Origin of the sequence: Paenibacillus chibensis (assembly GCF_004001045.1) — a bacterium.
Lineage (GTDB): Bacteria > Bacillota > Bacilli > Paenibacillales > Paenibacillaceae > Paenibacillus_AQ > Paenibacillus_AQ chibensis.
This window is the reverse complement of record NZ_BIMK01000005.1, coordinates 256,434-273,305: the sequence shown is the minus strand read 5'-3', so window position 1 is coordinate 273,305 and position 16,872 is coordinate 256,434. Positions and strand designations below refer to the sequence as shown.

13 protein-coding genes are annotated in these 16,872 nt (G+C 54.7%); all 13 read right to left on the bottom strand.

Annotated features, from left to right (window positions below; translation table 11 throughout):
- Positions 1–95 precede the first annotated feature (95 nt).
- Complete coding sequence (locus PCH05_RS06235) at positions 96–1,874, bottom strand: hypothetical protein (protein ID WP_127601492.1); 1,779 nt, start codon at positions 1,872–1,874, stop codon at positions 96–98.
- A 43-nt stretch (positions 1,875–1,917) separates the two neighbouring features.
- Entirely contained in the window at positions 1,918–2,484 is a 567-nt protein-coding gene (locus tag PCH05_RS06230; protein ID WP_127601491.1) for a PulJ/GspJ family protein, read from the bottom strand.
- On the bottom strand, positions 2,468–3,022 hold the full coding sequence (locus PCH05_RS06225; protein WP_127601490.1) for a type IV pilus modification PilV family protein: 555 nt from the start codon (positions 3,020–3,022) through the stop codon (positions 2,468–2,470). Before PCH05_RS06225 ends, PCH05_RS06230 begins: the two co-directional genes overlap by 17 nt.
- A 202-nt stretch (positions 3,023–3,224) precedes the next feature.
- Positions 3,225–4,628 (bottom strand): argininosuccinate lyase, encoded by a 1,404-nt coding sequence (gene argH / locus PCH05_RS06220; RefSeq protein ID WP_127601489.1) that lies wholly within the window; start codon positions 4,626–4,628, stop codon positions 3,225–3,227.
- A gap of 97 nt (positions 4,629–4,725) precedes the next feature.
- Positions 4,726–5,958 (bottom strand): argininosuccinate synthase, encoded by a 1,233-nt coding sequence (locus PCH05_RS06215; protein ID WP_127601488.1) that lies wholly within the window; start codon positions 5,956–5,958, stop codon positions 4,726–4,728.
- Between the two features lie 97 nt (positions 5,959–6,055).
- Complete coding sequence (gene argF / locus PCH05_RS06210; RefSeq protein ID WP_127601487.1) at positions 6,056–7,009, bottom strand: ornithine carbamoyltransferase; 954 nt, start codon at positions 7,007–7,009, stop codon at positions 6,056–6,058.
- Positions 7,010–7,066: 57 nt separating this feature from the next.
- Positions 7,067–8,266: an acetylornithine transaminase gene (gene argD / locus PCH05_RS06205; protein ID WP_246049380.1), complete on the bottom strand. Its 1,200-nt coding sequence runs from the start codon at positions 8,264–8,266 to the stop codon at positions 7,067–7,069.
- 254 nt (positions 8,267–8,520) lie between these two features.
- Positions 8,521–9,288 carry an acetylglutamate kinase gene (argB, locus tag PCH05_RS06200; RefSeq protein ID WP_246049389.1) on the bottom strand — a complete coding sequence of 256 codons (768 nt, stop codon included), beginning with the start codon at positions 9,286–9,288 and terminating at the stop codon, positions 8,521–8,523.
- Positions 9,289–9,385: 97 nt separating this feature from the next.
- On the bottom strand, positions 9,386–10,612 hold the full coding sequence (argJ, locus tag PCH05_RS06195; protein WP_127601484.1) for a bifunctional glutamate N-acetyltransferase/amino-acid acetyltransferase ArgJ: 1,227 nt from the start codon (positions 10,610–10,612) through the stop codon (positions 9,386–9,388).
- Between the two features lie 20 nt (positions 10,613–10,632).
- The gene (argC, locus tag PCH05_RS06190; protein WP_127601483.1) at positions 10,633–11,700 is read right to left on the bottom strand and encodes an N-acetyl-gamma-glutamyl-phosphate reductase; all 1,068 of its coding nucleotides are present in this window, start codon (positions 11,698–11,700) and stop codon (positions 10,633–10,635) included.
- Between the two features lie 282 nt (positions 11,701–11,982).
- Positions 11,983–12,873 carry a YitT family protein gene (locus tag PCH05_RS06185; RefSeq protein ID WP_127601482.1) on the bottom strand — a complete coding sequence of 297 codons (891 nt, stop codon included), beginning with the start codon at positions 12,871–12,873 and terminating at the stop codon, positions 11,983–11,985.
- Positions 12,874–13,026: 153 nt separating this feature from the next.
- Positions 13,027–14,140 (bottom strand): peptide chain release factor 2 gene (gene prfB, locus PCH05_RS06180; RefSeq protein ID WP_127601481.1). Its coding sequence is split into 2 segments (ribosomal slippage): positions 13,027–14,067 and positions 14,069–14,140, totalling 1,113 coding nucleotides; the frame shifts between segments, so codons are not numbered across the junction.
- Between the two features lie 227 nt (positions 14,141–14,367).
- Positions 14,368–16,872: a preprotein translocase subunit SecA gene (gene secA / locus PCH05_RS06175; protein ID WP_127601480.1), complete on the bottom strand. Its 2,505-nt coding sequence runs from the start codon at positions 16,870–16,872 to the stop codon at positions 14,368–14,370.

Genomic DNA, 16,872 nt, shown 5'->3' with positions numbered 1-16,872 from the left:
GACCGCCGGATGATCCGGCGGTCCTTTCTTTTTCATTATATTAGGGTGATGAGTGTACCGATCGGAACGCCTCTGAACAAGAACCTTCAGCCGCGCTACTCCAGCTTCAGGCTGCCGACTCTGACGCTGATGGTGCTGACCCTTGGCAGGCCGGCATATTGATGCTGGAACACATCACCGTTATATTCCACGCTGAAGCGCGCGGCTTGCTGCTCTCCTACCTGCTGGTCAAACCTGAGCGGGTCGTAGGCGCCCGAAGGCTCGCCCGCACGGCCGCGCACCGCATTGATCGTCAAGTCGCCCTTGGCGAAAAACCCGCCCTTGAGGTGGAATGCAGACCCGACGCCGTAAAGCTCCGCCTGGCCATCCGTATAAAAGAATGCGTTCAGCAGCGTAGGCTCTTCCGTATTTTTAAACGCATCCACTCTGTAGATCTCGATCGGGCCTTGTCCGATCAGCACCAGCTCTTTGCCGCCCAGGCCCTGGATGCTCGCGTCCACGATTTCGGTTTTCCCTAAGGTAAAGACCGTGGAATCAAATTGAACGCTGCCATTGATCGCGACATTCCCCGTCACCAGAATGTTGCCGGCGATGCGGATATCTCCGGCAGACCGCGCATCGATATTCAAATTGCCATTGACGATCAGCCAGTTGGCTTGCCCGCTCCCTGGAGCTTTATTGATGTTCAGGCTTTGCAGCTTGCTGCCGTCTACCGTTAAATCCCCGCTGAAGATGGCGGATTGGTTTAAGCCGGTCAGCTGCGCCACAAGCTTATTCAGTTCTTCCTTGTAAATTTCGAGTTTCACTTTGTACTCATCCATAAGCTTATTGTACTGGTCGATCTCCTCTTTGGATGCGCCCTCTCCCGGCACTGCGGGATACTCCGGCTCCTTGGGCATTTCCAGCTGCAGGAACGGGGCTTGATCGTCTTGCTTGTAGTGGTCTTGATAGCCATCGACAAGCGATTTCCCGCTTGGATTCGATCCATTCAGGCTCGGTGGCACGGGACCCAGCGCTTCTTTCACCTTGTCATCAAATGACTGGACAACATTAATGCTGACGAATTTGCTCAGCGGCTTGATGCGAAGGCTCTTCGCAGGGTCGAAGGCCGATCCGAGGGGCTTCTCGCAGCCCCCGGCCTGAAATGGGGATCCGCCGACGCCCTGGTCAACGCACTCCACTTTTTTCAGCGACTGGACATGAGCTTCGCCATCTCCACCAGCTCCCCCGGAAGGAAGCAGCACCGGAAACAGCGTCGATACGTCATACGCGTTGCCATGGGTATACAGCGCCCTGTTGGACAGCAGCAGCGTATTCCCCGCATAGATATTCCCCTTTACATCAGGGGACCCGTTCAGGATCAGATTCCCTTCCGAGCCTAAAGCATAGCGGAGAAAATCCGGATAGGTATCGATAATGATCTCCCGGGTCAGCTTGCGCTTGACTCCGCCCACTTCGGCTTCGGACTCCAGTGTAATCGGATATTCGGTGCTTTTGCGCGGCCGGCTGGGATCAAAGACGATGCTCGTAATTTTCCCGGATACCTTGTCCTTGCCAAGCTCGGAGCCGAGCGTTAATTTTCCGGCGCTGATTTCCCCTTGCAATTCCGCCACGTAACCGGCAATCGTTGACGCCAAATCCTCCGGATTAACGACCTGCCCCTGCAGCTCCGAAAAAATATAGCTCGCGCCTTCATCCAATGATTTTTCCGCCAAATGCAGGCTTTGCACGTCATTTTCGCGGGTTTGGGTACGCTGGGCCCCGCCGATGGCCGCCGCCGCCACAGCCGTCCCCAGAATCGTCAGCAGGAGCACCATGAACAGGACCAGCACCAGAGCCGAACCGCGCTCATCGCGAAAACGAATTTTCTTCATCTGCATTCCCTCCACTTTCGGCTATTCCAAGCAGGCCTGCCATTTAAAAGCCAAACCGACTCTGCATACGCAGCTTGTACGGCCGGTTCTCGTAGTTCTGCTCCAGTTCGAGGGCTATGGAGAGCGTGCCGCTCTGGCATACCGAAAGCCCGCTGCAGTCCACGGTCAAGGAGGCGTTTTCTGTAAGCACGGAATCCAGGTTCCGGGTCGCTTCCGCTCCCACCGGTTCCACGACGCTATCCGCGGCACCCCCCGTTCCGCCCGCTGCCAGATCCAGATATGGCTCGATGGTCAGCTTGCCGTCCCGGATCTGAATGCGATGCGGCTGCACCCCGCTCTTGCGCAGCACGACCGAGGTCGTGCTTCCCGCTATTTGCGGCTCGATGGAGTCTGGTGCATACGTGTACAGCTCTGTGATCACCGCCGACATCATCAGATCCGCTTCATCCCGAAGCGAGTTTTCAATCGAAATTTTATGATAGCTGCGCATCCCGAAGACGGTTAACGAATAGACCAGGCCGAGCACCAGGGACATCACCGTCAGCGTCGCGATCATCTCCAGCAGCGTAAAGCCTTCCTCCCGGCGGAGTCGTTTAACGAAGTTGTTCATTCGTAATATATCCCTCCACCACACTGTCGGCTTGATGGCCGCCCGGCCCGCCCGCTCCGCGGATGATCACCTTGACGGGAAACAAATTCCGGCTCATCTTCTGCTTTTGCGGATCGTCCGTGCTCAGCATCTGCTGATGCAAGTCCGCCTCATATTCGATATCAATCTCATAAGCAACATTGTTCACCGTAGGATGAAGCACAGCGGCAAGCGTCGCGGGATCCGTATCCGGCAATGCCCCGCTGTAAGTGCCCGGAGACGATGCGGCCGTACTTCCGAGGATCTTCGGATGTTCTCTGCCGAACTCCCCGACATGGTAGAACTCTTTTAACGCTTCATCATTTTGCTTCTGCATATACACAAGGGCGTTTCGCGCCAGGTTGATCATGACGGTTTGATTCTGGTTGGATTTGGAATAGGATAGCGCATTGCTGAAATAGGAGGTAAGAACTATAGAAACGATGGAAAAGATCACTATGGCCGCCAGAACTTCTACTAAAGTAAAACCTTTTTCCTGCTTCGAGACGGTTTTCAGCACTTCTGCCGACGCTCCTTCGCGTGATCTTCATATATCTAGCTAAAAATGGATAATATGTACTATTTCATTATATGCTTTGTCCGCTTCTGACAGCAATCCCCAACCTATGAAAAACGGCAAAAAAAGCCGGTAGAATCATAGATTCCGGTACCGGCTTTACATTACATCGTATAGTACATATGAACTATTTTATACAAAAGGTTTACTGATGCTCTTCCAGCCACTGCTCGGTCATGCGCATCAGCACTTCGCTGCGCTTGATCGCATCGGCCACCTGGTCGGTAGCCGTACCGCCATATACGTTGCGTGCGTTCACTACGGTCTCCGGCTGCAGCACTTCATAGATCGCGTCGTCGAAGAGCTCCGAGAACTGCTTGAACTCGTCCAGGGTCAGATCCAGCAAATATTTGCCGTTCTGAATGCAGTAAAGCACCGTTTTCCCGATGACTTCATGCGCCTGACGGAACGGAAGGCCTTTGCCCACGAGGAAATCGGCAATGTCGGTCGCGTTCGAGAAGTCTTTGTTCACGGCTTCGCGCATCCGCGTTTTGTTCACCTTCATGGTGGCGATCATCGGCGCGAACAGCTGCAGCGCTCCCTCAAGGGTTGCAACCGTATCGAACATGCCTTCTTTGTCTTCCTGCATATCCTTGTTATACGCCAGCGGCAGTGATTTCAGCACCGTCAGCAGACCCATCAGATTGCCGTAGACACGGCCCGTTTTGCCGCGAACCAGCTCCGGCACGTCCGGATTTTTCTTCTGCGGCATAATGCTGCTGCCTGTGCAGAAGGCATCGTCCAGCTCGATGAAGTTGAACTCTGTGCTGCTCCACAGCACGAGCTCTTCCGACAGGCGGGAGAGATGCATCATGATGATCGAAGCATGGGAGAGGAACTCCAGAATAAAGTCACGGTCGCTGACGGCATCCAGGCTGTTCTCATACACGCGGTCGAACTGCAGCTGCTCTGCCACGAAATGGCGGTCGATCGGGAACGTCGTTCCGGCCAGCGCGCCTGCGCCCAGCGGAAGCACGTTGATGCGCTTGTAGCTGTCCATCAGACGCTCAATGTCGCGCTGGAACATCGATACATAAGCCATCAGATGATGGGCAAACAGAATCGGCTGTGCCCGCTGCAGATGCGTGTAGCCGGGTACGATCGTATCCAGGTTATCCCTGGCTTGTACCACGAGCGCCTTTTGCAGCTCATGCAGCATGCCCGACAGTTCCACCACGCGTTTGCGCAGGTACAGGTGCATATCAGTGGCCACCTGATCGTTGCGGCTGCGTCCTGTGTGCAGCTTGCCTCCGACCGGGCCGATCTCGGCGATCAGATTTTTCTCCACATTCATATGGATGTCTTCATCGGATACCGAGAACTCGATCTCGTTGTTGTGGATTTTCTCCAGCACCTTGTTCAGACCGGCTTTGATCGTTTCCACGTCCTCCTGCGGCAAAATCCCGCATTTGCCCAGCATCGTCACATGTGCCAGGCTTCCCTGGATGTCTTCCTCGGCCAGCGCCTGGTCAAACCCGATCGACGCGGTATACTCGTCCACCAAATGGTTGGTCTGCTTCGTGAAGCGCCCTCCCCACAGTTTACTCACTATAGGTTCTCTCCTCTCTGTTACGGCAGAGGGCCGCCCCTTCTCGCCCGGAAAAGGAACGGCCGCTGCTGCCCTGCCGCTCCCGCGGCATATATGTTTATTTGCTTTGCTCTACGCCTGTGCTTACTTTAAGACGAAGCGCGTTCAAGCGGATAAAGCCCGTTGCATCCCCTTGATCGTACGCTTGCGTCGGATCGGCTTCCATCGTCGCGATATCCGGATTGTACAAGCTGACCGGACTCTTCACGCCTGCAGCGATAATGTTGCCTTTGTACAGCTTCACGCGCACGGTACCCGATACGTTCTTCTGGCTTTCCGTGACCAGCGCTTGCACAGCCAGACGTTCCGGCGCGAACCAGAAGCCGTTGTATACGAGCGTGCTGTAGCGGGTGATAAGGCTGTCACGCAGGTTCATGACTTCGCGGTCCATCGTGATGGATTCCATCTTGCGGTGAGCGGTGAACAGAATCGTTCCGCCCGGCGTTTCATATACCCCGCGGCTCTTCATGCCGACAAAACGGTTCTCCACCATGTCGACGCGTCCGATGCCATGCTTGCCGCCAAGCTCATTCAGCTTCTCCATGACCTGCAGCGGATTCAGCTGTTCGCCGTTCAGCGCCACGCAGTTGCCTTGGACGAACTCCAGATCGAGGTATTCCGCTTCGTCCGGAGCATCCTCAGGAGAGTTGCTCAGCAGGAACATGTCTTTGTTTTCCGGTGCGCTTGCGTCAAACCAAGGATCCTCAAGCACGCCGCTTTCATAGCTGATGTGCAGCAGGTTGCGGTCCATGGAATACGGCTTGGCAGCGGATGCGGTAACCGGGATGCCGTGCTTCTCGGCAAAAGCGATCATCTCGGCGCGGCCCGGGAAGTCATTGCGGAACTCTTCCAGGCGCCAAGGCGCGATGACGTTAATATCCGGTGCAAGTGCGGCTACGCCCAGCTCGAAACGAACCTGGTCATTACCTTTGCCGGTAGCGCCGTGGGCAATCGCGGTTGCGCCTTCCGCGCGGGCGATCTCCACCATGCGCTTGGCGATCAGCGGACGTGCGATGCTGGTGCCGAGCAGGTACTGACCTTCATACAGCGCGCCTGCCTGGAACATCGGATAGATGAAGTCCTTTGCGAATTCATCGCGCAGGTCGTCGATGTATACTTTGGATGCGCCGGTTGCCAGCGCCTTTTCCTCGAGGCCGTCGAGCTCTTCTTTTTGACCGATATCCGCTGTGAAAGCGATGATTTCGGCGTCGTAGGTTTCTTTAAGCCATTTGAGGATGATCGAGGTGTCCAGCCCGCCGGAGTAGGCGAGCACGATTTTTTCTTTTGCCATGATTGAACTTCCTTTCCTTGTACGCTTCGTTATTCAATTATATCCCATTCGGGAGGCTGAAGTTTTGAAAAGTTTCATTCGATAATACCAGCCTACTCTAACCCATCAATGCGGCCATCAAAGCCTTTTGCGCGTGCAGGCGGTTCTCTGCCTGATCGAAGATGACGGAGTTTTTGCCGTCGATCACGCCTGCGCTCACTTCTTCACCGCGGTGTGCCGGCAGGCAGTGCATGAAGAGGTAATCGCTCTTGGCGTGCTTCACCAACTCTTCGTCGACTTGGTAGTCTTTAAATGCGGCCTCGCGGATTTTCTGTTCTTCTTCAAAGCCCATGCTCGCCCAGACGTCGGTATAGATCGCGTCGGCGTCTTTCACGGCTTCCTGCGGGCTGTGGGTCACGACGATTTCCGCTCCGGTCGCCTTCGCGATCTCGCGGCTCTGCTTCACGACTTCGGCATCCGGTTCATAGCCCTCCGGACTTGCAATGGATACATGCACGCCAAGCTTTGCTCCGCCGATCATGAGGGAGTGCGCCATGTTGTTGCCGTCGCCGATGTAAGCCAGCTTCAGGCCTTTCAGTTTGCCTTTTTGCTCGAGAATCGTCTGGTAGTCAGCCAGCACCTGGCATGGATGCGCCAAATCGCTGAGGCCGTTTATGACCGGTACGGATGCATATTTCGCGAGGTCCTCGACATTGTGATGACCAAACGTGCGGATCATGATGCCGTCGAGATAACGGGAAAGCACCTGCGCCGTATCGCTGATGATTTCGCCGCGTCCGAGCTGGATGTCGTTTTTGCTCAAAAAGAGCGCGTGCGCGCCGAGCTGGAACGCCCCGACCTCAAAGGAAACCCGCGTACGGGTAGAGGATTTTTCAAAAATAAGTCCGATCGTTTTGCCTTTCAGCGGCTGGTACACTTCGCCGTTTTTTTGCTTGCGCTTTAATTCAATGGCGAGATCCAGCAGGTACTGAATCTCTTCGGTGGTGTAATCGTCCAGTTCCAGCAGGTCCCGGCCTTTCAAGTTCACCTGCAGCTGTTCTGCTTGAGTCATGGGTGTTCCTCCTTTGTGAGATGAAACCAATAGAAGCGCTCGATCTCTGTTTATCGGTTAGTCTTTTTTTACCGCTGTATAGTCATGGATCACGGCGGCGATGATGCTGACCGCTTGATCGATTTCTTCTTTCGTTACATACAGGTTCGGCAGCAGCCGAATGACGTTCGGCCCCGCGCTGATGAAGAGCAGGCCGCGCTTCTGGGCTTCGAGAATCAGCTCGTTTACCGGCTCGGCGCATTCGATGCCGATCAGGAGTCCGAGACCGCGGATGGCCTTGACATGCGGATTGCCGCTGAGCTTCTCCGTCAGCTGCTCCTTCAGGTACGCCCCCATGTCGGCGGCACGCTGCGGAAGCTGATCCTCCAGCATCGTTTCGATGGTTGCGATGATCGCGGCCGTAGCAATCGGCGTTCCGCCAAAGGTGGAGCCGTGGCTGCCTGCGCTGAATGCGTCCCGCAGGAAGGCTTTGCCGAGCATAGCCCCCGTCGGGAAGCCGCTTGCGATACCTTTCGCCAAGGTGAAAATATCCGGCTGAATGCCGTAATGCTCATGAGCGAACAATTTGCCCGTACGCCCCATGCCCGTCTGCACTTCGTCAATGATCAGGAGTAGGCCATGCTGTTCGCACAGCGCCTTCACGGCATGAACGAAATCCGCTTCCACCGGCAGCACGCCGCCTTCGGCCAGAACCAGCTCCAGCATGATCGCCGCGGTTTGATCGGTAATAGCTGCTTTGAGCGCATCCAGATCATGAAGCGGTACGCTCTTGAAGCCGGCTGGCAGCGGCAGGAAGCCTTCTTTTACCTTATCCTGTCCGGTTGCCGTCAGCGTAGCCAGCGTCCGGCCATGGAAGGATTGAACGAAGGTGATGATTTCAAAACGGCCGCTGCCTTTAATCTTCTGATGGTAACGACGGGCCAGCTTGATCGCTGCCTCGTTGGCTTCGGCGCCGCTGTTGCAGAAGAACACGGCATCCGCGCCGCTATTTGCCGTCAGCAGCGAAGCTGCCTTCTCCTGGTTCGGAATCTGGAACAGATTCGAAACATGCCACAGCTCATCCAGCTGAGCCTTCAGCTTGGCGGTGACTTTCTCGGGCGCATGCCCCAGGTTGGTGACGGCAATGCCGCTCATGAAATCCAGGTATTGGTTGCCTTGGTCGTCCCACAGCCAGCTGCCTTTGCCTTTGACCAAGCTGATCGGATATCTTGCATAGGTCGGAAACAGCGAGCTGGACTGTCCTGCCGCGTTACTCATGTAAATCACTCCTGTCATTGGATTATTTTTAAAATCGGTTACGGATCATTCACATCGGCTCCAAGTAGCGCCTACGGCGAATATTTGGACTTCCGGCCGCTGTTGTCTCCAGATTTCTTTTATTCATACCGCCATTGCGGTTGAAATCCGGAGACAAAGGCGGTCGCTATCGCTCCTTCAGTTCCAAAATTCCCCTTCGTCTCTTCCTATTCGCCTATAAGATGATTAAAATCAAACCTGCCTCAGGTTATTCCTTATCTCACGATCCGCGTCCCGATCGTTTCGCCTTGCAGCACACGGCTCAATATTTTCGGCTCGCTGCCGTTCACGATAACCACTTCCTGCACGTCGCCCTGGATGCAGCTCACGGCCGCTTTGACCTTCGGAATCATCCCGCCGTAAATATCACCGCTTGCGATCATGTCCTGAATCTGCTGCACGCTCACCACAGGCAGAACCTGCTTCGTGCCCTCGATTTCTTTCATGATGCCGGGAACATCCGTCACCACGATCATCCGCTCCGTCCCGAGATGCGAAGCCACCGCGCCGGCAGCCGTGTCGGCATTGATGTTATAACGCTGTCCGCCCGCATCCACGCCGACCGGCGCAATGACCGGCATATACCCCATACCGATGATGCCTTGGATAATATTCGACTCCACATGCGTCACGTCGCCGACCCAACCAACCTCGGCGCTATTGGCGACAGGCCGGGCCTGGATCAGGGCGCCATCCACGCCGGAAATGCCTAGCGCTTTGCCGCCGCTCTGCTGGATGCGTCTGACGATCTGCTTGTTAATGCTGCCCGCAAGCACCATCTCCACTACGTCCAACACCGCTTCCGTCGTCCGGCGCAGACCGTTCACGAACTCCGTTTCAATCCCAAGCTTCTCCAGGTTCTCCGATATGGCCGGACCGCCGCCATGGACGATAACGGGCTGGATGCCGGAGGCTTGCAGCTGCTTCAAGTCTTCGAAAAAGGAATCCGGAAGTGCCGCCAGCGTGCTGCCGCCGCATTTCATGACGAAGCTCTGCTTGCCGGAAGTCTCCGCCCCCGGCTGACTTGTTTCCTGATGTTTCAACGTGTTCACTGCGCTCTCTCCTTCTCCCATCTATCCGTTACGTCCGGTAAGCCGCGTTAATGCGCACATAATCATACGTCAGGTCGCAGCCCCAAGCTGTGGCCTTGCCCTCTCCATGGTGAAGATCCACCACGATGCGTACGGTATCTCCTTTTAGATACGCAAGCGCCGCATCCTCGTCAAAGGCTACCGGCCGCGAGCCTTCCAGAACCGAAATATCGCCAATGTGAATATCGACGGTTTCCGGATTCACCGGTTCGCCGGCACGTCCAACCGCGGCAATAATCCGCCCCCAGTTCGCATCGGCGCCAAATACGGCCGATTTGACGAGGCTTGAACCGATGACCGTTTTGGCAATGGCGCGTGCGGACAAATCGCTCACCGCTCCATTCACGTCGACCTCAACCAGCTTTGTCGCTCCCTCGCCGTCGCGGGCAATGGCCTGCGCCAGCACCTGGCATACATACGTGAAGCCCGCTGCAAAAGCCTCCCAATCCGGATGGGAAGGACTCAATTCTTCATTCCCCGCAAGCCCGCTCGCCATGGCAATCAGCATGTCATTGGTACTGGTGTCGCCGTCCACGGTAATCATGTTAAACGTCACATCCGTTGCCTGACGGAGCAGCCGCTGCAGGACATCTTCCCCCACTACCGCATCCGTTGTCATAAAAGCGAGCATGGTCGCCATGTTCGGATGAATCATGCCCGATCCTTTGGCTGCCCCGGCAATGGTCACTTCCTTGCCGTTCACGTTTACGGATACGCAGGCTTCCTTCTTCACCAGATCGGTCGTAAGAATGGCCTGTGTGAAATCCTCCGCACCGTTCGCCTCGCTGCTCAAACGCTGCGGCAGACCGGCAATTCCTGCCGTCACGCGATCCATCTTGAGCAGTTCGCCGATGACGCCTGTTGAAGCAACGGCCACATCCTCGATCTCAACGCCAAGATGACGCGCAGCTTCCGCACGCATCGTATACGCATCGGCTTCGCCCTGCTGCCCCGTGCACGCATTGGCGTTGCCGCTGTTCACGACGACCGCCTGCAGCCTGCCGTTATGCAGGCTCTCTCGCGTCACCTTCAGGGGTGCCGCTTGAAACACGTTCGTCGTATACACGGCCGCCGCCACCGCCGGTACCTCGCACAGAATCGCGCCCAGATCATGGCGCTCGGTTTTCTTCAGACCGCAGTGCAAACCGCCTGCGGAAAAGCCTTTCGGCGTTATAATCGAACCGCCCTGTACGGCGGTGAATTTGTCATGTCCCATAATGTTGTTCATCCCGCGACTTACGGATACACCGGTATGTAGCCCAGTCCGAGATTTTCCTCCCATCCCATCATCAGATTCAGGTTTTGTATCGCTTGACCTGCCGCGCCTTTGACAATATTGTCGATCACCGAAATGATGGTCACGCGTCCCGTGCGGGCATCCGCCGCAAAGCCGATATCGCAATAGTTCGAACCATACACCTCTTTGGTGGCCGGCCAAATTCCTTTATCCCGTACACGCACGAACGGACGGTCTTTGTAATACTGCCGGTACAGATCCACAAAATCCTCGTCGTTATACACCCCGTTCATCTGGGCATACATCGTGCTCATAATGCCGCGCGTCATGGGAACGAGTTGGGTCGTAAAGGTCACGGTAACAGGTTCTCCGGTCACTTGTTCCAGCACCTGCTCGATTTCCGGGATATGCTGATGCTTGTTGACTTTGTAAGCTTTGAAATTTTCATTAATCTCCGCGTAATGCGAAGTCAGGCTGGTGCCCCGGCCCGAGCCGGATACGCCGGATTTGGCGTCGATGATGATGCTTTTCGGGTCGATCCATCCGGAGCTGATAGCCGGAATCAATCCGAGCAGCGTCGCCGTCGGATAGCAGCCGGGATTCGAGATGAAATCTACGTTTGCGGCTTCCTCGCCGAAAATCTCGCATAAGCCGTATACCGCTTTTTCAAGGGCAGCCGCTTCGGGCGCAGGATGCTTATACCACTTCTCATACGTGGCCCCGTCCTTGATCCGGAAGTCGCCGGACAGATCGATGACCTTGAGTCCCGCTTCCAAAAGCTCCGGAACCAGCTTCGAGCTGACGCCCGATGGCGTTGCCGTGAAGACAACATCCGCTTTTCCCGCCATTTCCGCGGCATTAACACCGTCCAAATCCTGCACAATAATATCTGTCAAATGCGGAAATCCCGCCGAAATCGGCGTTCCCGCGCTTGAGGATGAAATCACCGACGTGATTTCCGCAAGCGGATGAGCCTGCAGCAGGCGGATCAATTCCACCCCGCCATAGCCTGTCGAGCCGACGATCGCAATTCTGATTTTTCTGGTTTCCCCTTGTTCTCCTGGCATCCCCGAATTCTCCTCTCTCTTTGCCTGACTTGCATCTCTCTGAATAAATATGTATTATTATACGACTGTATTTATATAAATACAACCGTTTCGAGCGAATTCCGCCTTGTCCCATAAGGGATTTTTTCCTTTGCACGCTTTGCTTTGAACAATAAAAAAAGCCCTGTCGCCAGAGCTTTCCATGATAAAACTTGATCATTCCATTATTCTTCTTCCACTTGCATCCCCATTCATTTACCTATATTTTTCCATTAAAGGACAACATGCAGATGAAATCTCACTCTACAACCCCACCTTAAATCCTTCCCCGAGCACCTCATGCGTATTGCTGATGATCACAAAAGCCTCCGGATCCACAGACTGCACCAGCGCCTTGAGGCGCGTCGTTTCGCTCTGCCCGATAACCACCATCAGAACGGTGCGATTGTCTCCGGTGTATCCGCCCTCCGCGTTCAGCTTGGTAAGCCCCCGGTCCAAGTCATGCAGAACGGCCTCGCTGATTTTTTCCGTATGATTCGATATAATGTACGCTACCTTGGAATAGTTGAAGCCAAGCTCGACCGCGTCGATCACCTTCGCTGTAACGTACAGTCCAACCAGTGCATACAGCGCTTTTTCCAGGGACAGCGTGCATGCCGCCAATACAATCACGCTGCCATCGAGGAGCACAACACAGAGCGAAAAGCTGAGCCCGCTGTATTTTTGGATAATTTGGGCGAGCGTCGTCAGGCCGCCGGTCGAACCTCTGCCCCGGTATACGATACCGATGCCAAGGCCTACCGCGATTCCGCCATAAATCGAAGCCAGCAGCGGATTATCCGTAGGCAGCGGCCAGTCCTTGGTCAGAAAGACGAACAGTGGCAAAATCACACTGCCAAGCAAGGAGCGGATACCGTAGTTTTTCCCGAGCAGCAGCACGCCCAGAATAAACAATGGAATATTCAATGCCCACTGGGTAAAAGCAGGCTCTAAGCCGAACCACGCTTCTGCCAGAACGGAAATCCCCGACACGCCGCCGGAGGCGATACCGTGGGGCAGAAAAAAGAGATTGAATCCTAAAGCGATAATGAAGGAGCCCACCACGATCAGAACGGTATCCACCAAATGGCGCATGGGACTGGAAGGGGGAATGAGGGGAGCCTTTTTGCGGCTCGAAGTCACGACTTGAGACATGTTTCTTGTTCTCTCCTTGTATTCTTTTTGTCTTGGTTCCAGGCTGAGACATCCCGCTGCTTCCATAAAAGCGTCGGACGCCAAAAATTCCCACGCCGCTGTGCAAAATGGACATACGTCCAATCTACATAGCGTGTAGGAATTTCATGGGTTTTATTCGGTATCCACTTTAATCTGACTCCGCAAAAAGCCGTCGATGAAAGGATCGAGATCCCCGTCCATCACAGCACCGACATTGCCGGTTTCCACTGAAGTACGGTGGTCCTTTACCATACTATAGGGATGGAACACGTAGGAGCGGATCTGGCTGCCCCATGCAATATCCGACTGTTCCCCTCGGATTTCATCCAGTTCTTTTTGCTGTTCTTCGATTTTGCGCTCATACAGTTTGGAACGGAGCATCGTCATCGCACGCTCGCGGTTCTTGATCTGTGAACGTTCATTCTGGCACGTTACCACGATGCCGGTCGGCAAGTGGGTAATCCGTACCGCCGAGTCCGTCGTATTGATGTGCTGCCCACCCGCGCCGCTCGCCCGGTAGGTATCAATCTTCAGATCCTCCGTCCGGATCTCCACGTCGGTGTCTTCGGTAATTTCCGGTACGACGTCGCAGGATACGAACGAAGTATGGCGCCGGCCCGAGGAATCAAAAGGCGAGATGCGCACCAGCCGGTGAACACCCTTCTCGGCCTTCAGGTAGCCATATGCGTTGAAGCCTTTGATCAGCAGCGTGACGCTCTTGATCCCCGCTTCATCACCCGGGAGGTAATCCATGACCTCTACCTTGAAGCCCCTCTTCTCCGCCCAGCGCGTGTACATCCGCAGCAGCATCTGTCCCCAGTCTTGCGACTCGGTTCCGCCTGCGCCCGGATGCAACTCCAGGATGGCGTTCATTTTATCGTAAGGCTGATTCAGGAGCAGGTCGAGCTCGAAATCCTCCAGCTTCTTCTTCAGGCTCTTCACCGCTTCAGCAATTTCACCGAAAAGCGACTCGTCGCCTTCCTCATCGGCCAGCTCTGCCATCATCGAGGCATCGTCATATTCCTGCTGCAGCTTTTCGTATTTGTCTACGGAAGATTTGACTCCGTTCATCTCGGCGATGAGGCTTTGCGCCTTCTCATTGTCGTCCCAGAAATCCGGGGCGGACATTTTCTCCTCGAAGTTCGCGATCATTTCCTGTTTGAGGTCTAAGTCAAAGAGACCCCCTAAGATTGGTTAGTTTCGTTGCGATTTCCCGCAAATCATGCTTGATAGATGGATCGATCATGATACACTCTTCACCTCTTTATCGACATAAACTCCCTAAAACAAAGGGATTTGGCATAAGTGCCGAGCCCTTCGTTCAAGGGAGTCCTGTTCCATCCCCTTCGAGGGGGTGGTTAATTTCCTTACAGCTGCCGGCTTCAATCAGTCGCCAAGCTAGCATATCCTCAGTCATCAAATGAACTAAAGTGTGATTATCTTATCCCTTTAATTCAATTTATACAGCTGCGACTATTCTTGACCGTGGCAGTGTTTATATTTTTTACCGCTACCGCAAGGGCAAAGATCGTTGCGTCCAACTTGGTCGCCGACGTGAACCGGTTTCTTCTCGGTTGGTTCGCCGTTGGTCGTCACTTTGCTTTCGTCGATGACCGCCTGGCGTTCCTGGTTCGCTTCGATATGCGCCTTCATCACGTAGTTGGCCACTTCCTCCTGGATGCTGGCCGTCATCTCGTTGAACATCTCAAAGCCCTCGAACTGATATTCACGAAGCGGATCCGTACCGCCGTATGCACGGAGGTGGATACCTTGACGAAGCTGATCCATCGCGTCAATGTGGTCCATCCACTTGCTGTCGACGGAGCGAAGCACGATAACCTTCTCGAACTCCCGTACGAGCTCGGAGCCGATTCTTTCTTCACGCTCTTCGTATTTGGCTTTTACTTTGTCGAAAATGAACTCTTCCATGTCCGGAACTTCTTTGCCCCAGAGATCTTCGCGTGTCACGGCGCCTTCATCCAGCAGCTTGCCGTTCACGTAATCGGCAACCTCCTGCAGCTCCCAGTTTTCCGGAATTTCATCGGAGCAGTGCGCTTCGACCACGCGGTCGATGACCGGCTTGATCATTTCCATCACGATATCCTTGATGTTCTCGGACTCCAGAATTTCGCGGCGCTGCTTGTAGATAATCTCGCGCTGCTGGTTCATGACATCGTCGTACTGAAGGACGATTTTACGCAGATCGAAGTTGTTGCCTTCGACGCGTTTTTGCGCGGATTCGATCGCGCGGGTAATCATTTTACTCTCGATCGGCTGATCTTCTTCGAAACCGAGGCGGTCCATCATGTTCAGCACGTTATCCGCGCCGAAACGCTTCATCAGCTCATCGCCCAGGGACAGATAGAACTGCGTGGAGCCCGGGTCGCCCTGGCGTCCCGCACGTCCGCGAAGCTGGTTATCGATACGGCGGGATTCGTGGCGCTCTGTACCAATGATGTGCAATCCGCCGAGATCCGATACGCCGTCGCCCAGCAAAATATCCGTACCGCGTCCGGCCATGTTGGTGGCGATCGTCACGGTGCCCGGCTGCCCGGCGCGGGAGATGATTTCAGCTTCTTCGGCATGGTACTTGGCGTTCAGCACCTGGTGCTTGACGCCTTTACGCTTCAGCATTTCCGAGATCAGCTCGGAGTTTTCGATGGAAACCGTACCGACCAGAACCGGCTGGTTCTTTTTATGGCGTTCCACGATTTCTTCAACTACGGCCTTGAACTTGCCGTTCTCGCTCTTGTAGACCACGTCCGGCATATCCACACGCTGATTCGGTTTATTCGTAGGAACCTGAAGTACTTCCAGGCCGTAAATCTTCTTGAATTCTTCTTCCTCGGTCTTGGCCGTACCGGTCATGCCTGCCAGCTTGCGGTACATCCGGAAGTAGTTCTGGAACGTAATCGTTGCGAGCGTCATGCTCTCGTTCTGAACCTCGATGCCTTCCTTCGCCTCGATCGCTTGGTGGAGACCGTCGCTATAGCGGCGACCCGCCATCAAACGGCCCGTGAATTCGTCGACAATGACGACTTCATCTTCCGTAACGACGTAATCCACGTCGCGGCGCATGATCACATTGGCTTTCAATGCCTGCACGATGTGGTGGTTCAGCGTCACATGCGCATGGTCGTACAGGTTCTCGATACCAAAAGCGCGTTCCGCTTTGGCTACACCCTTTTCCGTGAGGGCTACGGATTTGACCTTGATATCGACGGTGTAATCCTCTTCCCCCTGCAGCGTCTTCACGAAACGGTCAGCCACGTAGTAGAGCTGCGTCGATTTCTGGGCTTGTCCGGAAATGATCAGCGGTGTACGGGCCTCATCGACCAGGATGGAGTCCACTTCGTCAATCGTACAGAAGTACAGCGGACGCTGAACCATCTGTTCTTTATAAAGCACCATGTTGTCACGCAGGTAGTCAAAGCCGAACTCGTTGTTCGTACCGTACGTAATATCGCAGGCGTAAGCTGCTTGTTTATCCGCATGGTCCATGCCGTTCAGGTTGACCCCGACCGTCATGCCCAAAAATTCATAGATTTGGCCCATTTCCTGGCTGTCGCGCTGTGCCAAGTAATCATTGACCGTGACCACGTGCACGCCTTTGCCAAGGAGAGCGTTCAGGTATACCGGGAGCGTACCTACAAGGGTTTTACCTTCACCGGTTTTCATCTCTGCAATACGGCCCTCGTGAAGTGCCATACCGCCGATCAGCTGGACGTCGTAGTGTCTTTTCCCAAGAACACGTTTGGACGCCTCACGGACCGTAGCAAACGCTTCTGGAAGCAGCTCGTCGAGCGTCTCGCCTTTTTCGATGCGCGCGCGGAATTCCGCGGTCTTGGCTTTCAGCTGCTCATCGGTAAGCTTCTCGAAGTCCGGTTCTATTTTGTTAATTTGATCGACCGTCTTCATCAGACGTTTGACATCACGATCATTCGTGTCACCAAAGATTTTTTTAACAAGTCCTAACAT